General features: G+C 68.6%; 16 protein-coding genes and 1 pseudogene. 4 read left to right on the top strand and 13 right to left on the bottom strand.

Annotated elements, in window-relative coordinates; genetic code table 11:
- Positions 1–22: 22 nt before the first annotated feature.
- On the bottom strand, positions 23–2,071 hold the full coding sequence (tkt, locus tag IMZ29_RS12100; protein ID WP_216184074.1) for a transketolase: 2,049 nt from the start codon (positions 2,069–2,071) through the stop codon (positions 23–25).
- 88 nt (positions 2,072–2,159) lie between these two features.
- Between tkt and IMZ29_RS12105 the strand changes: the two genes are divergently transcribed.
- Positions 2,160–2,912 carry a 16S rRNA (uracil(1498)-N(3))-methyltransferase gene (locus IMZ29_RS12105; protein WP_216184076.1) on the top strand — a complete coding sequence of 251 codons (753 nt, stop codon included), beginning with the start codon at positions 2,160–2,162 and terminating at the stop codon, positions 2,910–2,912.
- A gap of 124 nt (positions 2,913–3,036) precedes the next feature.
- Here the strand turns inward: IMZ29_RS12105 and IMZ29_RS12110 are convergent, their stop codons facing one another.
- From IMZ29_RS12110 to IMZ29_RS12130, 5 genes and pseudogenes are all read right to left on the bottom strand, one after another.
- Positions 3,037–3,459 (bottom strand): barstar family protein, encoded by a 423-nt coding sequence (locus tag IMZ29_RS12110; protein WP_216184078.1) that lies wholly within the window; start codon positions 3,457–3,459, stop codon positions 3,037–3,039.
- 181 nt (positions 3,460–3,640) lie between these two features.
- Entirely contained in the window at positions 3,641–4,867 is a 1,227-nt protein-coding gene (locus IMZ29_RS12115) for a patatin-like phospholipase family protein (protein WP_216184080.1), read from the bottom strand.
- Positions 4,848–7,135 (bottom strand): annotated as a pseudogene (locus IMZ29_RS12120) (NADP-dependent malic enzyme). Before IMZ29_RS12120 ends, IMZ29_RS12115 begins: the two are co-directional and overlap by 20 nt.
- A gap of 50 nt (positions 7,136–7,185) precedes the next feature.
- The gene (locus IMZ29_RS12125) at positions 7,186–8,067 is read right to left on the bottom strand and encodes an FAD-binding protein (protein WP_216184082.1); all 882 of its coding nucleotides are present in this window, start codon (positions 8,065–8,067) and stop codon (positions 7,186–7,188) included.
- Positions 8,068–8,165: 98 nt separating this feature from the next.
- Positions 8,166–9,026, bottom strand: coding sequence for a lytic transglycosylase domain-containing protein (locus IMZ29_RS12130; protein ID WP_216184083.1), 861 nt, complete (start codon positions 9,024–9,026; stop codon positions 8,166–8,168).
- Positions 9,027–9,288: 262 nt separating this feature from the next.
- On the opposite strand from IMZ29_RS12130, the gene IMZ29_RS12135 reads away from it, so the two are divergent.
- A complete protein-coding gene (locus IMZ29_RS12135; RefSeq protein ID WP_216184086.1) occupies positions 9,289–10,836 on the top strand; it encodes a UbiD family decarboxylase in 1,548 nt (515 codons plus the stop codon).
- Between the two features lie 96 nt (positions 10,837–10,932).
- Here the strand turns inward: IMZ29_RS12135 and IMZ29_RS12140 are convergent, their stop codons facing one another.
- Genes IMZ29_RS12140 through IMZ29_RS12150 form a run of 3 tightly spaced genes read right to left on the bottom strand, consistent with a single transcriptional unit; the run spans position 10,933 to position 12,097 of the window.
- Positions 10,933–11,307, bottom strand: a complete 375-nt coding sequence (locus tag IMZ29_RS12140) for a hypothetical protein (protein ID WP_216184088.1) — start codon at positions 11,305–11,307, stop codon at positions 10,933–10,935.
- The gene (locus IMZ29_RS12145; RefSeq protein WP_216184090.1) at positions 11,304–11,789 is read right to left on the bottom strand and encodes a phage holin family protein; all 486 of its coding nucleotides are present in this window, start codon (positions 11,787–11,789) and stop codon (positions 11,304–11,306) included. The genes IMZ29_RS12140 and IMZ29_RS12145 overlap by 4 nt, the downstream gene beginning before the upstream one ends.
- Positions 11,789–12,097 carry an ElaB/YgaM/YqjD family protein gene (locus IMZ29_RS12150; RefSeq protein ID WP_216184092.1) on the bottom strand — a complete coding sequence of 103 codons (309 nt, stop codon included), beginning with the start codon at positions 12,095–12,097 and terminating at the stop codon, positions 11,789–11,791. The genes IMZ29_RS12145 and IMZ29_RS12150 overlap by 1 nt, the downstream gene beginning before the upstream one ends.
- A 266-nt stretch (positions 12,098–12,363) precedes the next feature.
- Between IMZ29_RS12150 and dacB the strand changes: the two genes are divergently transcribed.
- Positions 12,364–13,941 carry a D-alanyl-D-alanine carboxypeptidase/D-alanyl-D-alanine endopeptidase gene (gene dacB, locus IMZ29_RS12155; protein ID WP_371820245.1) on the top strand — a complete coding sequence of 526 codons (1,578 nt, stop codon included), beginning with the start codon at positions 12,364–12,366 and terminating at the stop codon, positions 13,939–13,941.
- Positions 13,942–13,978: 37 nt separating this feature from the next.
- Positions 13,979–14,848, top strand: a complete 870-nt coding sequence (locus tag IMZ29_RS12160; RefSeq protein ID WP_216184095.1) for a cytochrome c oxidase assembly protein — start codon at positions 13,979–13,981, stop codon at positions 14,846–14,848.
- A gap of 12 nt (positions 14,849–14,860) precedes the next feature.
- Here the strand turns inward: IMZ29_RS12160 and tldD are convergent, their stop codons facing one another.
- From tldD to IMZ29_RS12180, 4 genes are read right to left on the bottom strand one after another with little or no spacing between them, the layout of a single operon-like run.
- Complete coding sequence (gene tldD / locus IMZ29_RS12165; protein WP_216184097.1) at positions 14,861–16,321, bottom strand: metalloprotease TldD; 1,461 nt, start codon at positions 16,319–16,321, stop codon at positions 14,861–14,863.
- A 28-nt stretch (positions 16,322–16,349) separates the two neighbouring features.
- Positions 16,350–17,177 (bottom strand): carbon-nitrogen hydrolase family protein, encoded by an 828-nt coding sequence (locus tag IMZ29_RS12170; RefSeq protein WP_216184100.1) that lies wholly within the window; start codon positions 17,175–17,177, stop codon positions 16,350–16,352.
- A 44-nt stretch (positions 17,178–17,221) separates the two neighbouring features.
- Positions 17,222–18,163, bottom strand: coding sequence for a YhdP family protein (locus IMZ29_RS12175; protein WP_216184102.1), 942 nt, complete (start codon positions 18,161–18,163; stop codon positions 17,222–17,224).
- Between the two features lie 13 nt (positions 18,164–18,176).
- A complete protein-coding gene (locus IMZ29_RS12180; RefSeq protein ID WP_216184104.1) occupies positions 18,177–20,780 on the bottom strand; it encodes a YhdP family phospholipid transporter in 2,604 nt (867 codons plus the stop codon).
- Positions 20,781–20,883 lie beyond the last annotated feature (103 nt).

Below are 20,883 nucleotides of genomic sequence, written 5' to 3' on the forward strand. Positions count from 1 at the left end.
TCGTCAGCGAGGCACGAGGCCGTCAGGCGAGGACGCGACGCACGGCGTGCGCCACGCCCTCGGCGGTGATGCCGAAGTGTTTGAAGAGCACACCCGCGGGGGCGGACTCGCCGAAGGTGTCGATGCCGACCACTTCGCCGTCCAGGCCCACGTACTTGCGCCAGTAATCGGTGATGCCCGCCTCCACGGCCACGCGCGGCAGGCCGGCCGGCAGCACGCTGGCACGCCATGCCTTGTCCTGGCGGTCGAAGACGTCCGTGCTGGGCATGGACACCACGCGCACGGCGACGCCTTCGGCGGCCAGCGCTTCCTGGGCGGCCAGCGCCAGGGCGACTTCCGAGCCGGTGGCGATGATCACCGCCTTGGCGTCCTGCGCGTCGCGCAGCACATAGCCACCGCGCGCCACGGCGGCGATCGTGGCGTCGTCGCGTTGCACGAAGGGCAGGTTCTGGCGCGAGAGCAGCAGCGCGGTCGGGCCGCCCGCATGCACTTCCATGCCGATGCTGGCCGGACGTTGCACGGCGTGGCCCCAGGCCACCAGGGTCTCGACGGTGTCGCACGGACGCCAGACGGACAGGTTGGGGATCAGACGCAGGCTGGCGGCGTGCTCGACCGATTGGTGCGTGGGGCCGTCTTCGCCCAGGCCGATCGAATCGTGGGTGAAGACGTGGACCACGCGCTGCTTCATCAACGCAGCCATCCGGATGGCGTTGCGCGAGTAATCCGAGAACGTGAGGAAGGTGCCGCCAAAGGGCAGATAGCCGCCGTGCAGCGCGAGGCCGTTCATGATCGCGGCCATCCCGAATTCGCGCACACCGTAGTTGATGTGGCGCCCGGCGTGGAGCGGACGACCGGCGCGCACCGCCACCGCGCCCTTCCAGTCGGTGAAGTTCGAGCCGGTGAGGTCAGCCGAGCCGCCGAGCATTTCGGGCAGGATCTCGACCAGCGCCGTGATGGCGTACTGGGAGGCCTTGCGCGAAGCGACCGTCTCGGCCTTTTCCACGGTGCTGGCAAGCAGGCCGGCCAGGCGATCGGCGAAGCCTTCCGGCAGGTCGCCGCGCATGCGGCGCAGGAACTCGGCGGCGAGCTCGGGATGCGTCTTGGCATAAGCGTCGAAGCGCTGCTGCCACTCGGCCTGTGCCTTGGCGCCGCGCTCGCGGGCGTCCCAGGCGGCATGGATGTCGTCGGCCACGACGAAGGCGTCGTCGGTCCAGGCGAGCGCGCCACGGGTGGCGAGGATCTCCTCGGCGCCCAGCGGCGCGCCGTGCACGTTGTGCGTGCCGGCCATCTTGGGCGAACCCTTGCCGATGATGGTGCGGCACACGATCAGCGAGGGGCCGGCGTTGGCGCCGCGTGCCGCATCGATGGCTGCGCTCACCGCATTGGCGTCGTGGCCGTCCACGTCGCGCACCACGTTCCAGCCGTAGGCTTCGAAACGCTTGGCGGTATCGTCGGCGAACCAGTGCTCGACGTGCCCGTCGATCGAGATGCCATTGGCGTCGTACAGCACGACGAGCTTGGACAGCCCCAGCGTGCCGGCGAGCGAGCAGGCCTCGTGCGAGATGCCTTCCATCAGGCAGCCGTCGCCCACGATCGCGTAGGTGTGGTGATCGACGACGGTGTGACCGTCGCGGTTGAACTCGGCCGCGAGCAACTGCTCGGCAAGCGCCAGGCCCACCGCGTTGGCCAGGCCCTGGCCCAGCGGGCCGGTGGTGGTCTCGACCCCCGGGGTGATGCCGACTTCGGGGTGGCCCGGCGTGCGCGAATGCAGCTGGCGGAAATTGCGCAGCTCGCTCGCGGGCAGGTCATAGCCCGTCAGGTGCAGCAGCGAGTACAGCAGCATCGAGCCGTGGCCGTTGGACAGCACGAAGCGATCGCGCCCCGGCCAGGCCGGATCGGCCGGGTTGTGGACGAGGTGCCGATTCCAGAGCGCTTCGGCGACTTCGGCCAGGCCCATGGGCGCGCCGGGGTGGCCGGAGTTGGCCTGCTGCACGGCGTCCATGGAAAGCACACGGATGGCATTGGCCATGCGCGAGGCCATGGCGGTATCGGGGGAGGTGGAAGCACTCATGGCGGATAGGCGGTATGCAATACTGCGAAACCCAGAATTTTAGCGTGATTCGCCGACCGGCCGGAAAACCGCCGGCTCGCCCTGTGCCATGGCCCTGCCCCGCTTCCATCTCGATGCCCCGCTCGCCGGGGACGCCGACCTCCCCTTGCCTGAGCCACTCGCCCACCATGCGCTGCGCGTACTGCGCCTGGCCGATGGAGCGCCGATCGTGCTCTTCGACGGGCGCGGCAATGCCCGTCACGCGACACTGCAGGTGCATGGCAAGGCCGCGTCAGCCCGCCCGGGTGCCCCGCTCGAGGACACCACCGAACTCGCCGGGCGCATCACGCTCGTGCAGGGGTTGGCCTCGGGCGACAAGATGGCCTGGATCATCGAGAAGGCCGTGGAACTGGGGGTTCATGCGGTGGTGCCGGTGGCCGCGCAGCGCAGCGTGCTGCGCCTGTCCGACGAGCGTGAAGCCAAGCGCCTCACGCAATGGCGGCGCACGGTGGTTGCCGCCTGCGAGCAGTGTGGCCGCAACACCTTGCCCGAGGTGCATGCCCCCGTCACGCTGGCGCAGTGGCTGGCACAGCCGCGAACCGCCGACAGCCTCGCGCTGCTGTGCCATCCCGAAGGCGCCCAGACGCTCACCGAGACGCTCGCACAGACGCAAGACCTGCGCGAGCTCATGCTCCTGATCGGGCCGGAAGGCGGGTGGTCGGACGAGGAACTGGCGTTGGCACGCGCGCAGGGCGTGCGGGCAGTGCGGTTCGGCGCGCGGGTGCTGCGCACCGAGACGGCGGGCCTGGCCTTGACGGCGGCCGCCACGGCCCTCTTGGGCTGGCAGGACGCACAGCCCTGACGTGGCGGCGGGCCCCGGCGCGTCCCGCGCTGCGTCACGTCGCCTCGGGATTGGCCGCGACAGCGGGCTAGCGCGCCGTCACAGGCGGACGCCGCAGCGTCGCCCGCTGGCGCCTGGCCGCGACTCAGTCGTTGAGCGCGGCGCCGCCGTCAACCTGCACGAAAGCCAGCGCGCGGCCGTTGTCGCGCACGTATTCCGCAGCGTCGGAGAACGTGGTGAGGATGTCGTCCACGTGTTCACCCACGCCAGGCTCCTCGGCATTGATGCCTACGAGCAGCACCAGCGCACCGGGCCTTTGCGCATCCAGGACGGTGGCGGTGAGGCAATCGAGCAGCGCATCGAGATTGCTGCCGAAGAACTCGGGGTAATCGACGGCGCTCGCAATGGCGCGCAACACGGCCGATTTGGATTTGGCGCGGCTGCAATCGACGTCGAACACCACGTAGCCCAGCGCCTCGGCAGCCGCCGCCAGGGGCTCGCGCGGATGCGTCTGGAGCATTCCGCCTTGTTGAATCAATGCTTGCAAGGAATCGTGCGTAATCGTCACGATGACCCTCCTGACCTGGATGCGACGTGCGCCTTCGTGCCGAAGGCAAAGGGGGCGATTAAACCCTAAAACGCCACGCTGTGGTGCAACGCATCTGCAAAAAAACCGGGCCTGGCAACCATGGCCTCAGGGCCGCATTTTTCACGACGCGCGCGCGCGTGGCAACACCCCTCTGGCGGGCTCACGAGACCGCCTCGCCTGCGAAGAAACTGCGCACCTCGGTTGCGCGGGCCATGGTGTCGTCCCAGCCCAACGCGATCAACTCGCGCGTGTATTCGCGCTCGAACAGCAGGTAGGACACGAGGCCCGAGCCGCGCGTCTGGCCGCCGCCATTGGCGGAGACCCCCACGCCGCCCAGCAGGGCCCGCATGGTGGGCGGCAGCGACTGCACATGGCGCGCGGCGATCTCGTCCAGGTTGCGGCTGGGCGTGATCACGAGTGCCGCGATGGGCCGCACGCCCAGATACTGGCGCAGCGCCGGCGGCATGATGCGCGCCGCCGCATTCGTGCGTTCGAGTTGCTCGATGTCCACCGACAGGCTGTCCAGGAAGATGTTGGACAGCGCATGCGAGCCGATCTGCGCGAGCGTCGGGTAACCGGATTCGCGCTCCGCGGCCGGGTTCTCGTGCGAACGCCCTGCCCCTATCACCAGGACGCGCTCGGCGCCCAGATGGATCGCCGGGCTGATCGGCGCGAGCTGACGCATGGCGCCGTCGCCGCACCACTCGGTGTAGTCGCCCACGCCCAGGCGACGCGCCGGAAAGATGAATGGGATGGCGCTGGAGGCGAGCAGGTGGTCCACGGTGATGCGATCGCGCACGGCCAGGCGCAGCGAACGCTGCCAGGGCGCGATGTTCAGCGACGACTGGTAGAACGTGAGGTGGCGACCGGAGGTGTAGCCGGAGGCCGTCACCGCGAGCGCACCGAGCGCGCCTTGCGCGAGATTGACCTCGAGCTGATGGAAATCCAGGGTGAGTGCGAGCAGTTCGGCGAGCGGCGCGTTATCGAGCAGAGAACGGGGACGCTCGCGGCGCAGCCGGGCCAGCATCCAGCCGAAGGACATCATCGAGAGCCAGCGCGCACCAGTGCGCACGATGCCAAGGGAGTCCGATCGATACACCCGATCGGTGGTGAGGTTCTCCCAGATGGCGAGCAGGCGCCGCAGCGCAGCCCGGGGATTCTCCGCGCCACAGGCCAGGGCCGTGGCGTTGATGGCGCCGGCCGAGGTGCCGCAGATGATGTCGAACGGGTTGCGCGCGAGCGCGCCGCCTGCCTCGTCCGCCATGAGGCGGAAGACGGCCTTGAGCACGCCGGCCTGGTAGGCCGCGCGCGCCCCGCCGCCCGTCAGCACCAGGCCCGTGCGCGGGGCCGGTGCACGGGTTGCAGCGTCAGCGCTGCGAGTTGGCATCGAGCACGGCCAGGGCGGCCATGTTAACGATGCGTCGCACCGTGGCACTGGGGGTGAGCACATGCACCGGCGCGTTCGCGCCGAGCAGGACCGGGCCCACGGCCACGTTGCCACCCGCGGCGGTCTTGAGCAGGTTGTAGGCGATGTTGCTCGACTCGATCGTCGGGCACACGAGCAGGTTGGCCGAGCCCGACAGCGTCGAGGTGGGCAGGAGGCGCTGGCGCGCGACTGGATCCAGGGCCACGTCGCCGTGCATCTCGCCGTCGACTTCGAGCCAGGGCGCGTCGCGGCGGATGATCTCGAGCGCCTCGCGCTGCTTCACCGCCGAGGGCGAATTGTGCGAACCGAAATTCGAGTGCGACAGCAACGCGGCCTTGGGCTCGAGGTTGAGCCGCTTCATCTCTTCGGCGGCCATGATGGTGATGTTCGCCAGCTCTTCGGCGCTCGGGTCCTCGTTCACGTGCGTGTCGACCATCGCCACCGTGCGCTCGGGCAGCACGAGGAAGTTCATCGCCGCATAGACCTTGGCGCCATCACGCTTGCCGATGACTTCGTCGATGTAGCGCAGGTGATTGCCGAAGAGACCCACGGTGCCGCAGACCATGCCGTCGGCTTCGCCCAGATGGATCATCATCGAACCGATCAGCGTGAGGCGACGGCGCATCTCGACCTTGGCCAGATCCTGCGTGATGCCACGCCGGTTCATGATCTCCCAATAGGCCGTCCAGTACTGGCGAAAGCGCGAATCGAATTCCGGGTTGGTGACTTCGACGTCCACGCCCAGGCGCATGCGCAAGCCGGCCTTCTCGATGCGCGAGGCGAGCACCGAGGGCGCCCCACCAGGATCGGGCGGGCAAGCTTCTCATCGATCACGATCTGCGCCGCACGCAGCACGCGATCGTCTTCGCCTTCGGTGAAGACGATGCGATTCTTGCCGCCTTCGCGCGAGAGCTGCTTGGCGGTGGCGAACACCGGCTTCATGAAGGCGCCGGAGTGGTAGACGAACTGCTGCAGCTGGTTCGTGTAGGCCTCCATGTCGGCGATCGGGCGCGTGGCCACGCCGCCATCCATGGCCGCCTGGGCCACAGCCGGGGCGATACGCACGATCAGGCGCGGATCGAACGGCTTGGGAATCAGGTACTCGGGGCCGAAGGAAATATCGGTGCGCCCGTAGGCCAGGGCCACGACGTCGCTCATTTCCTCTTGCGCGAGGCCGGCGATCGCATGGACGGCAGCGATCTCCATCTCGCGGGTGATGGTCGTGGCACCCACGTCCAGCGCGCCGCGGAAGATGTACGGGAAGCAGAGGACGTTGTTGACCTGGTTCGGGTAATCCGAGCGGCCGGTGGCCATGACGGCGTCCGTGCGCACGGCGAAGACGTCTTCGGGCAGTGCTTCGGGCGTCGGATTGGCCAGGGCCAGGATCAGGGGACGATCGGCCATCTGCGCAATCATGTCGGCCTTGAGCACGCCCGCAGCGGACAGCCCCAGGAAGACGTCTGCGCCGCCGATCACGTCCGCCAGGCGACGCGCCTCGGTCGGCTGAGCGAACTTGGCCTTGTCCGGATCCATGAGCACCGTGCGGCCTTCGTACACCACACCTTCGATGTCCGTGACCCAGATGTTCTCGCGCTTGACGCCGAGATCGACCATGAGTTCGAGGCAGGTGAGCGCGGCAGCGCCGGCACCAGAGGACACGAGCTTGACCGTGCCGATGTCCTTGCCGACGACTTTCAGACCGTTGATGAGGGCGGCGGCCACCGTGATCGCAGTGCCGTGCTGATCGTCGTGGAAGACCGGAATGTTCATCCGCTCGCGCAGTTTGCGCTCGACGGTGAAGCACTCGGGTGCCTTGATGTCTTCGAGGTTGATCCCGCCGAAGGTGGGCTCGAGCGCGGCGATCACCTCGACGAGCTTGTCCGGATCCGACTCGTTGATCTCGATGTCGAAGACGTCGATGCCGGCGAACTTCTTGAAGAGGACAGCCTTGCCTTCCATCACGGGCTTGGAGGCGAGCGCACCGATGTTGCCCAGGCCGAGCACGGCCGTGCCGTTGGTGATCACACCCACCAGGTTGCCGCGCGCGGTGTAGCGGAACACGTTGGCCGGATCGTCGACGATCTCTTCGCAAGCCGCCGCTACCCCTGGCGAATAGGCCAGCGCGAGATCACGCTGGTTGGTCAGGTGCTTGGTCGGGGTGACCGAAATCTTGCCAGGGCGTCCTGCCTCGTGATATTCGAGGGCAGCTTTGCGAAAAGTGGGGTCCATACATCACACGTCGACGAGAAGAATGCGGATTATCGGCTGGGAGCCGGCCTTTAGACAACCGGCGGCAGATCGGGCCAGAGGCCGGCCGGGTCGAGGATGGCACGCAGGCGGTGCTCGAGAGGACGGCTCGCGGGCGCCAGCGTCCTCGGCACGAGAGCCTCTGCGGACGGCAGCATGACTGCGTGGGACACGCGCGCGAACACCAGAGCGACGGGCCAGCCTAGCGTGCCGGCACCGCCCAGCATGAGATGAGACAGATTCGGGGACTCGGCCCACAAGGCGTCCAGGCGGTAGCGGGCCGGCCAGCGCGGCGCGTCGCGCCAGGCGGCGTGGGCAGGGTCCATGGCCATGCTGAAGAGATCGGCCACGCGCCGGCTGGCCGCAGCCGAGAGCGCGGGACGCCGGGCGTCGGCACCGAAAGGACCGAAGGCTTCAAGCGTGCCATCGGCCAGCAGCACGTCGGCGTGCATCAGCCCGCTGTCTGGCGTGCCGGATGTGGCCCAGCCTTGCCAGGCGGGCTCGGCAAGCCAGTGCATCACGGTGAGATCCGACGGCGCGCCTGGGCAGGCCTCGGGCCAGTGTTCACGAAGTGCGCCAAGCGTGGCGCCGGGCGCGACGCGCCAACGGCCATCGGCCTGCGGGGTGATGGCGTCCAGGCGCCGCGGGTCGAGCAGCAGACGAGGAGCCTCCGTAGGGGCCATGGCGGCACCCTCCAGTGCCAGCGTCACGCCGCACTCCGCGCAGAGCGCGCGGGCGTGATGCACGTCTTCGTCACGGGCCAGCGTGAGCCGCGCGAGACCGGGCGCATCACGGCTTTCGGTGAGATCCTCGAAGCGGCCCCGCACGACGAGCGCAAGTCGCTGGGAGAAGCGGCCCCAGGCCGTCGCGAGGCCACGGCCGGCGGTGAGAAAGGCGCGACGCGAGGGCTGCATGGAGCCTACTAATAATAGAGACACGGCAAAAAAACAGGCGAGGCGGCATGGTACACCGCCTCGCCTCAAGCGCTGGCACCGCAGGGGCCAACGCGCGCTTACATGTCCGCGCTGCTCAGATCGCGCTGGGTGAGCGAAGCGGTGATCTCCACCGGCTCGTTGCCGATGTCGCCTTCGCGTGCTGCCAGGCTCAGCGTGGAGACATCGCTCTCGCCCGGGGCGGAGGCCGTCAGCACTTCGGCCTCGACCGGCATCAGGGCGCGCAGACGGTCACGCTCGGCCAGAACCTTTCGACCATAGCTGCTCGCCGTGCCCGGCGAGCCCACGTAGCACGTGAGGCCTGCGGCCACCGAACCGCGGCGGTTGATGCACTCCTGCAGGATCTGCGCGCCCACGTTGATGTTCACCTCGGGATGCCATGCCGTCTTGATGCCACCGAACGGTTCGAACTTGTCACGGTGGATGCGCGTCATCACCTGCATCAGCCCCTGGGCGCCCATCCCGCTCTCGGCACGCGGATTGAAGCTCGACTCGATCGCCATCACGGCCAGCAGCAGCAACGGATCCATCTGCATGGAGCCGCCCACGTTCCAGGCGGTCTCGACGACCGAACGCACGGTGCCGGCGGACACGCGGTACTTGTCCGCGATGTACGACTGCAGCGCCTTGGCGTGGGCGTCCTTCGTGCCCGCCGCATGGCGGGTCTGATTCCTGCTTTGCTCTCGCGTGGCCTCCAGGGCCTTGGCGGCTTCCAGCAGCACGCTGGTGGAGGTGGTGACAGCGGTGGCGGCCTGAGCGGCGGTCACGGTCGGCTGCACAGCCTGCGCGTTCGTGCCGAAGCCAAGTGCGGCAACGGCGGCCAGGGCGGCGACGGCATGGCGCGCACGCGGCGTGCTGCGCGGTTGCGCACTGGCGGTTGAAGGGCTACGCAACGTACTCGGACCTTGCGCGTCGGGCATGTTTACCTCCTTGTCGGGGGAACCTGCACGACCAGATACGCGGGGTATCCTATATGGCCGTACCCATTCGATCATGGCGCGAGCGCGCCACTTCATTGGAAAAAAATCGTCCTCACGCGGCGGCGTAAAGCCTGCCGTGCGTGCAGACGTCGTGGGAGTCGGGCGCTAGTATAGGAATGCGATTTCTGCCTCGGCAAGGAAAAATCCGCTTTCTACCCGGGTATTAACAGACTTTTTTGTAAGATATCGGTAAGCAAAGAGCATGAAGTACAAGGATTTGCGCGACTTCATCGCGCGGCTGGAATCGCGAGGCGAGCTCAAACGCATCACAGCCCCCGTCAGCACGCACCTGGAAATGACCGCCATCAGCGACCGTGTTCTACGCGCCGGCGGCCCTGCCCTGCTCTTCGAGAACGCGCGAACGCGCGAGGGTGCGCCACACGGCATGCCGGTGCTGGCCAACCTCTTTGGCACCCCGGATCGCGTGGCCTTCGGCATGGGCGCAGACAGCGTGGGCGCGCTGCGGGAGGTGGGCGAACTGCTCGCCTCGCTGCGCGAGCCCGAGCCGCCGCGCGGCCTGCGCGATGCGGTCGCCAAGGTGGGCATGCTCAAAGCGGCGCTCTGGGACATGGCGCCGCGCACCGTGCGCAACGCGCCCTGCCAGCAAGTCGTGATCGAAGGCAAGGACGTGGATCTGGCCTCACTGCCCATTCAGCACTGCTGGCCTGACGACGTCGCCCCGTTGCTGACGTGGGGGCTGGTCATCACGCGCGGGCCGCACCGCAAGCGCCAGAACCTGGGCATCTATCGCCAGCAACCGATCGGGCGCAACAAGCTCATCATGCGGTGGCTGTCGCACCGCGGCGGCGCCCTGGATTTTCGCGACCATGCGTTGGCCAACCCCGGTCAGCCCTTCCCGATCGCCGTTGCCCTGGGAGCGGACCCGGCCACGACGCTGGGCGCCGTGACCCCAGTGCCGGATGCCTTGTCCGAGTATCAGTTCGCGGGGCTCTTGCGTGGGGCACGCACCGAGGTGGTCAAGGCCCTGGGCAGTGACCTGACAGTGCCGGCCACGGCCGAGATCATCCTCGAAGGCCACCTGCTGCCGTCGAACCATCCGGACGCCCTGCCGCCCACGCGGCCTGAGGGCGCGCCGCCTCCGCCCGATACGGGTTACGAAGTGGCGCTCGAAGGCCCCTACGGCGATCACACGGGCTACTACAACGAACAGGAGTGGTTCCCGGTCTTCACCGTCGAGCGCATCACCATGCGTTCGGACCCGATCTACCACTCCACCTACACCGGCAAACCGCCCGACGAACCGGCCGTGCTGGGCGTGGCGCTCAACGAAGTCTTCGTGCCGCTGCTGCGCCGGCAGTTCCCGGAGATCGTGGATTTCTACCTGCCGCCTGAAGGCTGCAGCTATCGCATGGCGATCGTGTCGATCCGCAAGCAGTATCCCGGCCATGCCAAGCGCATTCTCTTCGGGATCTGGAGCGTGCTGCGCCAGTTCATGTACACCAAGTTCATTGTCGTGGTGGACGAGGATGTGAACGTGCGGGACTGGAAGGAAGTGGTTTGGGCGATGACGACGCGCATGGATCCCGTGCGCGACACCGTGCTCGTGGAGAACACCCCGATCGACTATCTGGATTTCGCCTCGCCTGTGTCGGGCTTGGGCGGCAAGATGGGCATGGACGCCACCAACAAGTGGCCGGGCGAGACGCAGCGGGAGTGGGGACGGCCCATCGTCATGGACGACACCGTGAACGCCCGCGTGGACGCGATGTGGGGTGCGCTGGGGCTGTGAGACGTTGCAGGGCACCCACGTGACGTCGGCGCCCACGGGCGCCGACGTCATACCGGGGCCCGCAGGCCCCGGCGACACCCTATCCGTCAACAGGGGTCAGCGCGGTGCGCGCCGCACGGGACGCGAGCCTTTCAAACCGCGCTGCACCGCCAGCGCCACGCCCGCCAGCTTGAAGAGCCGGCCAAAACGCGTACGCCGAAACACCACGGAGCCCACGCTCGACCAGAGCAGTGGATAGCGGTTGTAGAAAGTCGAGACTTGGGACCCGATCTGGGAAAAGAGCCCAGGCGAGCCAGACGATTGTCCACCGCCGCCACCGAGCTTGAAGGGCAGCACGCGCTGGAGCAGCGTGCGCGGCTGCACCGCCTCGCGCACGACGGCGATGCTGCGGGCGAGCTCGATGCGCTCGACCTCGGCATGCGCCTGCAGGAGCGCCTTGCGGATCGCACGATCCGATGCGGATTGACTCATGACTGGCCTCCTGGCGTGACGGGGGGCACGGGCTCGGTCGGCCCGGCATCGGCGCGCTGCACCACGGCCTGACGTTCGGCACGCGTGGAGTCCGGATCAGCCAACGGTGAGGTCAGCACGTCGTAGTCGCGCTCCAGTTCGGCCAGCGTCAGACTGAACGGATGTTGCGCCTGACGCACGCTGCGCATCACGATGAGGAGACAAGCCACCCCACCCAGCAGCCAGGCCAGGCCCAGCAGCCCGACAGCGAGCAAGCGGTGCTCGGTATCCCAGAAGATGACGGCAATGAAGGCCGTGAACACCGCGGCAGCCATGGCAAGGCACAGCAGTCCGACGGCGGCGAGGATGCCGGCGCGCATCGCATTGGCCTTCTGCTCGGCGAACTCGATGCCGAAGAGCTCAAGGCGAGTGCGCCCGACTGCCAGCACACTAGCTGACAGCGAGCGCAGCGCGGCGCTGATGGTGGGCGGTTGCGCAGCCATCAGCGACGATTGATCAGCAGGCCGATGACGAAGCCGGCAGCCACGGCCACGCCAAGCGAACGCCAGGGATTGTCATGCACATAGTCGTCCGTGGCGCGGGCCACCTTGCGGCCGCGTTCGACGACCGTGTCCTGCACGTCCATCAGCGTCTCGCGCGCACGCTTCAACGAGGACAGCGCAGAGTCGCGCAGTTCGGCAGCCTTGTCGCCCGTGGAGGAGGCCGCTTCGCGCAGCAGTTCCTCAACATTGTGCAAACCGCTCTTGACGTCGGTAATCAGATCTTGGCTGGAGCTACCACGAGTGGACATGATGATTCCTCAAAGGGCGTATGACGGGAAATCATGATAGCAGCGCGCCTTGCCCAAGCCGCGCGCCGTACCGCTCCCAACAGCCCGGTATGAGCCTGCCGGAGCGAGTCCGCTGAAGCAAACGGCATGCCTGGACGGAGACCTCACAGGAACCGGCCCCTGGCCGCTACGATGTGACACGACTTTTTCGCACCCCCATGGACGCGGTACAGTGGCGGGTCGGCGAATTCGCGCATCTGATCGACCCTCCCCGCATCGGAGTTCCCGTGGCAGCCTCATTCCCCCTGGCCCGCACGCTGCGCCGTCTCGGCGCAACCGGCTTCATTCTCGTGCTCGCCGGGTGTGGCACGCCACGCGAAGCGATGACGCCCACGCTGGACACGGGCGCACCCGCCGCGCAAGGCACCGTCGAGCCGCAGAGCCGGCTCACGGTGACGCCGCAGATGCGCGCGCCCATCGATTACGTGGCCACGCCAGCGGCCGACCGCATGGACATGCTGCCGGCCGAGCTGCGCGAAGCCTTCCAGCGCAGCGGCCTGTCCGAGAACGCCGTGTCGGTCGTAGTGGCCGAAGTTGGCCAGCCGCCCATGATCGCCATCAACCCCGGACAGCCGCGCAATCCGGCATCGGTGATGAAGCTCGTGACGACCTATGCCGCCCTCGAAGGGCTGGGCCCGAGCTACACCTGGCGCACGGAGCTCCTGGCACCGGCCGGCGCGCGTGTCGGACCGGACGGCACTTTGTCCGGCCCGCTCTACCTACGCGCGGGCGGCGACCCCGACATGCGCCTGGAAGATCTCTGGCAGCTGATGCGTGAGCTGCGCCTGCGTGGCGTGAGACAGATGCCAGGCATCGTCGTCGACCGCAGCCGTTTCGGCGACGTCACGATCGATCCGGGTGCCTTCGACAATTCGCCTGACCGCGTCTACAACGCGAGCCCGGATGCCCTGATGGTGGGTTTCGGTGCGCTGCGTCTGCTGTATCTGCCAGACACGGCAACCGGGCAATGGAACGTCGTGCTCGACCCGCCTATCCCCGGTATTCGGGTCGACAATCAGGTGCGCGCCACCCGCGCCGCCTGCCCCGGCGCGCCGGCCGTGCGCACCGATCAATCCAGCGACGCACAAGGCATCACGCTGCGCGTGACGGGCAGCGTGGCGCTGTCCTGTGGGGAATTTTCGGCCTACCGGCTCGCGCTCACCCAGCCCCAGCACACCACCGCCGTCCTCGCCCAGATGTGGCGCGAACTCGGCGGCACGCTCACGGGCCCGGTGGTGAGCGGCCAGACGCCCGCTGGCGCCACCGTGCTGGCCGCGCGCGAATCGCGCCCGTTGTCCGAGCAGATCCGCACGGTGAACAAACAAAGCAACAACGTGATGGCGCGCATGATGCTGCTCACGTTGGGCGCCGAGCTGGGCGACGGGCCCGCGACCACCTTCACCGGCCAGCGCGCGCTGGCCAACGTGCTGGCGAGCCAGGGCCTGCGTTTTCCCGAACTGGTGGTGGACAACGGCTCCGGCCTCTCGCGCGACGGACGCATCTCGGCTGCCAGCCTGGCGGCCATGCTCGAATCCGCCTGGGAATCGCCGCGCATGCCGGAGTTCCTGTCGTCCATGGCCGTGGCAGGCGAAGACGGCACCGTGCGCCGCCGCTGGCGCGACGGGAACACCGCCGGCCGCGCCCACCTGAAGACCGGCACGCTGCGTGATGTGAGTGCATTGGCGGGCTACGTGCTGGGTGCGAGCGGACGCCGGTATCTCGTCGCGATCATGGCGAACGATCCGAAGGCCTCCGGCATCCGCGCCTTCAACGACCGGCTCATCGCGTGGCTGGCCGGGCGTTGAGCGTGGCAGGCCACGCTGACACGCAGGGTGCCGCGCCATGACCGACTGGCTGCTGTGGCTCGTCCCGTGGGAGTTCTCGCCCACCCTGCTCGCGGCTTTCGCCGTGAGCATCGCGCTCTTCGTGCGCGGCGCCCGCCATCAGCGCGTCGGCACGGCGCGCCACGCGCTCTTCTGGACAGGCATGGTCATCCTGTACCTGTCCATGCACACGCGCCTGGATTACTACGCCGAGCGCATGTTCTTCATCCATCGCGCTCAGCACGTCGTGCTGCACCACTTGGCACCTTTGCTCATCATGGCCGCCTATCCCGGTTCCGTGATGCGTGCGGGCATGCCTCTGGCCTGGCGCAGCGCGCTGCACCGATTCCGGCGCACCGGGCCGGGCCAGGCAGTCACCTGGCTCCTCACCAACCCATTCCTGGTCGGGCTCGCCTTCGTTTTGCTCGTGCTCGTCTGGCTGGTGCCCGGCATCCAGTTCTACGCGATGCTGGACTGGCAGCTCTACCGGCTCATGAACTGGTCCGTGGTGATCAGCGGCATCCTCTATTGGAATCTGCTGCTGGACCGCCGCCCCAGCCCGCCCGCCGCCCTGTCGCCCGGCATGCGCGTGCTCTCGCCCATCATCACCATGACCCCGCAGATCATCGCGGGTGCCGTGCTCACCTTCAGCGAGCGCGATTTCTACCCCGTCTATGACGTCTGCGGCCGCGCCCTGAACTTCACGGCGCAGTTCGACCAGAACCTGGGCGGGCTCATCCTGTGGATCCCGGCTGGCGTCATCGAGGCCATCGGCGGCGTCGTTGCCCTGCGCACGCTGATGCGGCTCTCGGAGCGTGGACGCCTGGGCAAAGGCAAGACGGCCGCGCCGCCGCAAGGCCGAGCGACGCAGGTGCAGACGCCAGGGTAGGCGGGACGACCGTCAGGCCGTACCACCCACCGTCAACCCATCGATCCGCAAGGTCGGCTGCCCCACGCCGACAGGGACGCTCTGGCCATCCTTGCCGCACGTACCCACCCCGGAATCCAGCCGCATGTCGTTGCCAACCATGCGCACGCGCGTCATCGCGTCCGGTCCGTTGCCGATCAGGGTGGCGCCCTTGACCGGATACGTGACGCGGCCGTTCTCGATCATGTAGGCCTCGGAAGCCGAGAACACGAACTTGCCGTTGGTGATGTCGACCTGGCCGCCGCCGAAGTTCACGGCGTAGAGGCCACGCTTGACCGACGCGATGATCTCCTGCGGATCCTTGTCGCCGTTGGGCATGTAGGTGTTCGTCATGCGCGGCATCGGCAGGTGGGCGAAGGATTCGCGCCGGCCGTTGCCGGTGACCGCGGTCTTCATGAGCCGGGCGTTCAGGCTGTCCTGCATGTAGCCGCGCAGGATGCCGTCCTCGATGAGCACGTTGCACTGAGAAGGATTGCCTTCGTCATCCACGTTGAGCGAACCGCGTCGCCCGGACAGCGTACCGTCGTCGATCACCGTGACGCCCTTGGCCGCCACGCGCTCGCCGATGCGCCCGGAAAAGACGCTGGAGCCCTTGCGGTTGAAGTCGCCTTCGAGGCCGTGACCCACGGCCTCGTGCAAGAGGATGCCCGGCCAGCCGGAGCCCAGCACCACGGGCATCTCGCCCGCCGGTGCGGGCCGGGACTCCAGATTGGTGGTGGCTTCGTGCACGGCCCGGGCCACGTATTCGTCCAGCAACGCGTCGGAGAAGTATTCGAGCCCCGAGCGGCCGCCGCCGCCAGCGTGGCCGGCCTCACGCCGCCCACCCTGCTCCACGAGCACAGTAAGGCTCAGCCGCACCAGCGGGCGCACGTCTGCGGCCAGGCGCCCATCGCTGCCCACGACCATGACGACGTCGTACTCCGCCCCCAGGCCCGCCATCACCTGGATGATGCGCGGATCGGCGGCGCGGGCCCGACGCTCCAGACGTTCGAGCAGTGCCACCTTCTCGGGCGCGTCCATCGAGGCGACTGGATCGAGATCGCCGTACAGCGTGCGGGCGCCACGCTGCGAGAACGCCCCGGCCACCTTGGTGCGGCCCGCGCCCTGACGGGCGATGCTGCGCACGGCACGCGCAGAGGACAGCAACGCTTCGCGCGAGAGCGAATCGGAGTAGGCGAATGCCGTCTTCTCGCCGGACAGGGCGCGCACCCCTACCCCTTGCTCGATGGAGAAATTGCCCGTCTTGACGATGCCCTCCTCCAGGCTCCAGCCTTCGCTGCGCGTGTACTGAAAGTACAGGTCGGCGTAGTCGACACGATGGGTGAAGATCTCGGCCAGCGCACGCGACAGATCGTCCTGCGTCAGGCCCCACGGGGCAAGCAACAGGGATTCGGCGGTGGCCAGGGCCTGGATGTTGGGTTCGACGAGTTTCATAGATTCGGCAGAAAGGTTTGGACGCGCGTCAGGCCAGGACGCGATGCGACAGGGCAGGCAGGGCAGCGCGCACCTGGGCCAGACGGGCGGGGTCAACGAGGCCGGCAGCTACGCCCGGCCCCGTCTCACAGCAATCGAGCACCTCGCCCCACGGATCGATCAGCAGGGAATGGCCCCACGTGCGGCGCCCGCTCGGGTGAGTGCCGCCCTGGGCGGCCGCGAGCACATAGCACTGGTTCTCCACGGCACGCGCGCGCAGAAGCATCTCCCAATGCGCCTTGCCTGTGGCGTAGGTGAAGGCGGAGGGCACGAGGATCAAGTCCACCTCGCCCAGCGCCCGATACAGTTCGGGAAAGCGCAGGTCATAGCAGATCGACAAGCCGACACGCGCGCCTGGCCCATCGAAGGCCACTGGCGTGCGACCCGGGACGATGGTGCGGGCTTCGTCGAACGCATCCCCACCCTGAAAAAAGCGAAACAAGTGGATCTTGTCGTAGCGGGCCACGCGCTGGCCCTCTGGCCCATACACGAGCGTGGTGTTGTAGACGCGATCCGGCTCGCTGCAGGCGAGCGGCAACGTACCACCGGCGAGCCAGATGCCGTGGCGAGCGGCCGACTCGGCAAGGAACGCCTGGATAGGGCCCTCGCCCTCTGTCTCGCGCACCCGGACCTTGTCGGTCTCCGACAGCCCCATCAGACAGAAGTACTCGGGCAGCAGGACCAGCCGCGCGCCCCCGGCGACCGCCCGCGCAATGCCCTCACCCGCCGCGGCGAGATTCTCGGCGACGTCGGGTGTGGACACCATTTGCACCGCGGCGACCGGCAAGGGCGCGGCGGGGGAGGACGATCCAGGCATGGTCTCAGGGGAGAAGAGGATAGTGTGAGTGTAAACCCGCCGTATCAGCGATCAATCCGGGTGACTTGCGGTCCGCTCCAGGGGCCGGTCACCGCATACTGCATGGTCAACGCCTCGGAAATCGGTTTCTGCAGGAGCCACTGTGCCAGGAACGCCCCCGCGCCCAACACGGGATTGACGGCCAGCCCCGCCAGCAGTGCGGCGCCGCTCGCATCCACGTGGGGCACAATCACGGCGCGCAGGTCGGCGCGCTCGCGCACCAGGTCGGCCGTGCCGGACAACACCGCCGTGGCGCTGGCCCCATGCAGCTGGAAGCTGTCGATGCGGGCCACGCCCCCGCCCACCGACACCTCCGAGCGCAAGGTGTCCCACGCGAATCCGGCGGCAAAGAGGTTGCCCTCGCTGAAGGTCGCGGCGCGCGCGAGCGTCTGCAGCGACAACAGGCCCAGCAGACGACCGGCGGTATTGTCAGTCTGAAGAAAGCGCCCCTCGTCCAGGGCGACGCCGGCGTGGGCATCCAGCTGGGCCACATCGTAGGAGAACGGCGCCCCGGCCCAGCCCACCGAGCCCTTGACGTGACCCTTGCCGCCCGCCACGACATCGTTGAAGCCCAGCCGGCCGAGCAGGCCACCGGCATCGTGCACCTCCACGCTCACGTCCAGCGTGGTGCGCCGGCGCGTGCCGCCATTGACGGGCTCCCAACTGCCGTGCGCGGACAAGGCGGCGTCGCGGTTGACGATGGACAGTTCACGCACGTGCCATCGGTGCCCGTCCGTACCGACGTTGTCCGCCGCCACGCGCACCTGACCCAGATCGCGGCCATGAAAGGCGAATCGATCGATCTGCAGGTCCAGGTCGGGCAGCGTGGCCGTGGTGTCGGCCTCGGATGTCGTCGTGCCCTGCCTGGCCTTGTCCGCGCCCGGCGCCGGCTCCAGCGACAGCCGCGCGAAGCGGCCTTGCCAAGACCCTGGCGTGCCCGGCACCACCGTGAGTGAGCCGTCAGCCTGGCGCGCCCGCAGCCGGGCCTGCCACCCGCCCCGCGGCGGTACGCGTCACCTGCACGCGGGCCGCATCCAGGCGCTGTCCCACGGCGTCGATCCGCCCGGCTTCGATGGTGGCGGTGACCGGCAGGCGCGCGGCCCAATCTGCCGCAGCGGCGCCGGCGGCGTCTTCGCCCTGGGCAGCGAGCGCGGCGGCCGCCTCGGCCCACTGCCCGAGATCGAGCACGTCGGTCTTCACATCCAATCCCACCCCGGCCTCTGGCAGACGGGCGGCACGGCCGACACCGACGCCAACCCGGCGCGGCGCCGCCCCGGCGTCAGTCCCGCCGAATTCGGCGATGGCATCGAGCACCTGGCCCACGGAAACCGCCACCTCGCGCGTCCCTTCGCTGGCGCCCTGACGAACCCGGATCGTCGTCGGCCATGCCACGCCCGCCGGCTTGGCGAGCGGCGCGGGCAGCGACAGGGCCAGACCACGCAGATCCGAGTTCACCGTCATGGCCAAGCCCTTCGGGCCGCCCGTCACCTCGCCGCGATAGGTCAGGCTGCCTTGCATCTGTTCGAGCACCCCGGCGGGCCAGGCACGCCGGATGGCGCTCGCCTGCAGCACACCATCGAGCGTGATCGCCCCACCGCCGGCCAGCTCGACCTCGCCCTGGGCGCGCAGCGGCCCATCCAGCCACCGGGTGCGCACGTCGCGCGCCCCGATGCGCTTCTGGGTGAACGTCACGGCGCCATGGGTGTTCGCGAAGGGCGGCGCGAGCGGATGCAGGCGCACCGTATTGCCCGCCAACTGCACCTCTCCCTCGACCTCGGTGTCGCTCACCTGCGCCAACGGCACCCGCACCGTCAGCGGTACGGTCAAGCTCCCGTCGGCCCGGGTCTCGCGCAGGAATCCGCCGGTGAACCCCTCGAGCGGCGTGGCCCGCACATACGCGAGGAAGGCGGAGGCCGGACCGTGCGCCTCGCCCCCGACTGTCAACACGGCGCCCGCGTGCAGATCGGGAATCTCGACGTGCGTGGGTCCGATGGCCACGGCGGCCGGCAGGCCAGCCTGCACCCGGGCATCTCGCACGTGCGCGGTCAGGCTCGCCCGGGCGACTTCCAGGTGCCCATTGACAGCCTCGAAGCGCGGCCACGTGCCGGCACGCTGCGGCAACACGTCCAGGGTGAGGTCAGTCACCTCGCCCGCCACCCGAAACTCGCCCGCGTCGGGATGTTTGTCGAACGGGAAATCCGCGAGATCGCCACGCAGCGTCACCTGGGTCTGGGAGATCCGACCGTCGGCGATGCCGTCGCGCAGCCAGCGCCGCACGGCCGGCCCGATCTGGCGCGGCATGAAGCGGGAGACAGCACGTGCATCGGCCTCCTCCACGCGCCCGGTGAGATCGATGAGCCCGGCCACGCCGCGCCCGCCTTTCTGCCATTGGCCATCGACGGCGAAGTGCGCCGACTGCCCCGGCTCGCCCGCGCTGCCGCGCAGACCCGTGAAGTGCCACACCGGCGTGGCATCCGCGTACGTCACGCGCAGTTCCCCGGCCAGATCCCGCAGGGGAATGTCGGCCTCCTCGAACCAGCGCGGCAGGCTGAGCGTGCCAGCGAGCGGCTCCCAGGTCAGCGTGGCGTCCTCTCGCCGGGCATCGCCTTGCAGGTGCGCAGTGCCGACAGGCACCTGCACGGCCACTTGCGGTGCGGCCATCCCGAAGTCGGACACCGCCAGGTCCGCCGACCACCCGCCGACCCGGCCAGCCTCCACGCGCGCCCAGCCCCGGGCCGACACGCGGCCGCTGAATTGGGTTTGCGTCACGCCCAGGAGCGCCTGCAGTGTCGTGGCATCCACGTCCTGCCATTGCGCGAAGAGATCGCCTTGCCAGGCTGTCGCATCGAGCAAGGCGTCGCGGTGCAGCTCGCCCCGCACCGTCAACGATTGCCCCAAATCCGCCGGCGGCGTGGCCTGCACCGAAAAGCGCGTATCGCCCAACAGATCGTGCTGCAGGGCCGCGGCGCCGTCGGTGAGCGTCATGTCAGGCCATTCGCCCAGTGCATCCGTCAGCTGCACCTGGACGTCGCGCACCTGCACGCTCGGCTGGCGCAGCAACCACCGCATGGCCGGACGATCCAGGAGCCGCCCTTCGCGGCGCCCCACCTCGATCTGGCGGCCTGCCACCTGCCATTGCCGCGCCGATTCGCGATGCACGTCCAGCCGGATGCCGCTGGCATCCAGATAGGTGAATTCTGGACGCCAATACACCAGACTGCGCCAGGAGATCGCCGCCTGCGCTTGGCCGATGCTCAGCGCCGGCTCTCCCGCATCGTCCAGCACCGCGACGCCATCGGCCTCGAGCCGCAGCGTCCAGCCCTCCCACTGCGCCGCCAGACGATCGATGCGCACCGGCGCGTCCACCACGCGGCTGGCGGCGCGCTCGAGCGCGGGGCGATAGGTATCGATATGGGGAACGAACCAGAAGCGCAGCGCGGCCAGCGCCAGGGCCGCCACGGCCATGACGGCCAACAGCAACACCTGGAGCGCGCGTAGCCAGCGCCGGCCGGGCGCGCGCGAGGCGGACACCGGCGTTGGCGAAGGCGACCCTGGTTGGCCCATGAACATGCTTCCTGCTTTTCGGGTGCTACAACAGGGTCAGGCCTGTCGGGGCGATGCGTTAATCTTATACCGCGTGTCACGCGCACTCATTCACGCCTCTTCA

Source organism: Verticiella alkaliphila, assembly GCF_018904615.1.
GTDB lineage: Bacteria > Pseudomonadota > Gammaproteobacteria > Burkholderiales > Burkholderiaceae_B > Verticiella > Verticiella alkaliphila.

Excerpts from the sequence above, each read along its gene's own strand:
- tkt (WP_216184074.1), bottom strand. The coding sequence starts at position 2,071 with ATGAGTGCTTCCACCTCCCCCGATACCGCCATGGCCTCGCGCATGGCC.
- IMZ29_RS12105 (WP_216184076.1), top strand. The coding sequence starts at position 2,160 with ATGGCCCTGCCCCGCTTCCATCTCGATGCCCCGCTCGCCGGGGACGCC.
- IMZ29_RS12115 (WP_216184080.1), bottom strand. The coding sequence starts at position 4,867 with ATGCCAACTCGCAGCGCTGACGCTGCAACCCGTGCACCGGCCCCGCGC.
- IMZ29_RS12125 (WP_216184082.1), bottom strand. The coding sequence starts at position 8,067 with ATGCAGCCCTCGCGTCGCGCCTTTCTCACCGCCGGCCGTGGCCTCGCG.
- IMZ29_RS12130 (WP_216184083.1), bottom strand. The coding sequence starts at position 9,026 with ATGCCCGACGCGCAAGGTCCGAGTACGTTGCGTAGCCCTTCAACCGCC.
- IMZ29_RS12135 (WP_216184086.1), top strand. The coding sequence starts at position 9,289 with ATGAAGTACAAGGATTTGCGCGACTTCATCGCGCGGCTGGAATCGCGA.
- IMZ29_RS12140 (WP_216184088.1), bottom strand. The coding sequence starts at position 11,307 with ATGAGTCAATCCGCATCGGATCGTGCGATCCGCAAGGCGCTCCTGCAG.
- IMZ29_RS12145 (WP_216184090.1), bottom strand. The coding sequence starts at position 11,789 with ATGGCTGCGCAACCGCCCACCATCAGCGCCGCGCTGCGCTCGCTGTCA.
- IMZ29_RS12150 (WP_216184092.1), bottom strand. The coding sequence starts at position 12,097 with ATGTCCACTCGTGGTAGCTCCAGCCAAGATCTGATTACCGACGTCAAG.
- IMZ29_RS12160 (WP_216184095.1), top strand. The coding sequence starts at position 13,979 with ATGACCGACTGGCTGCTGTGGCTCGTCCCGTGGGAGTTCTCGCCCACC.
- tldD (WP_216184097.1), bottom strand. The coding sequence starts at position 16,321 with ATGAAACTCGTCGAACCCAACATCCAGGCCCTGGCCACCGCCGAATCC.
- IMZ29_RS12170 (WP_216184100.1), bottom strand. The coding sequence starts at position 17,177 with ATGCCTGGATCGTCCTCCCCCGCCGCGCCCTTGCCGGTCGCCGCGGTG.
- IMZ29_RS12180 (WP_216184104.1), bottom strand. The coding sequence starts at position 20,780 with ATGGGCCAACCAGGGTCGCCTTCGCCAACGCCGGTGTCCGCCTCGCGC.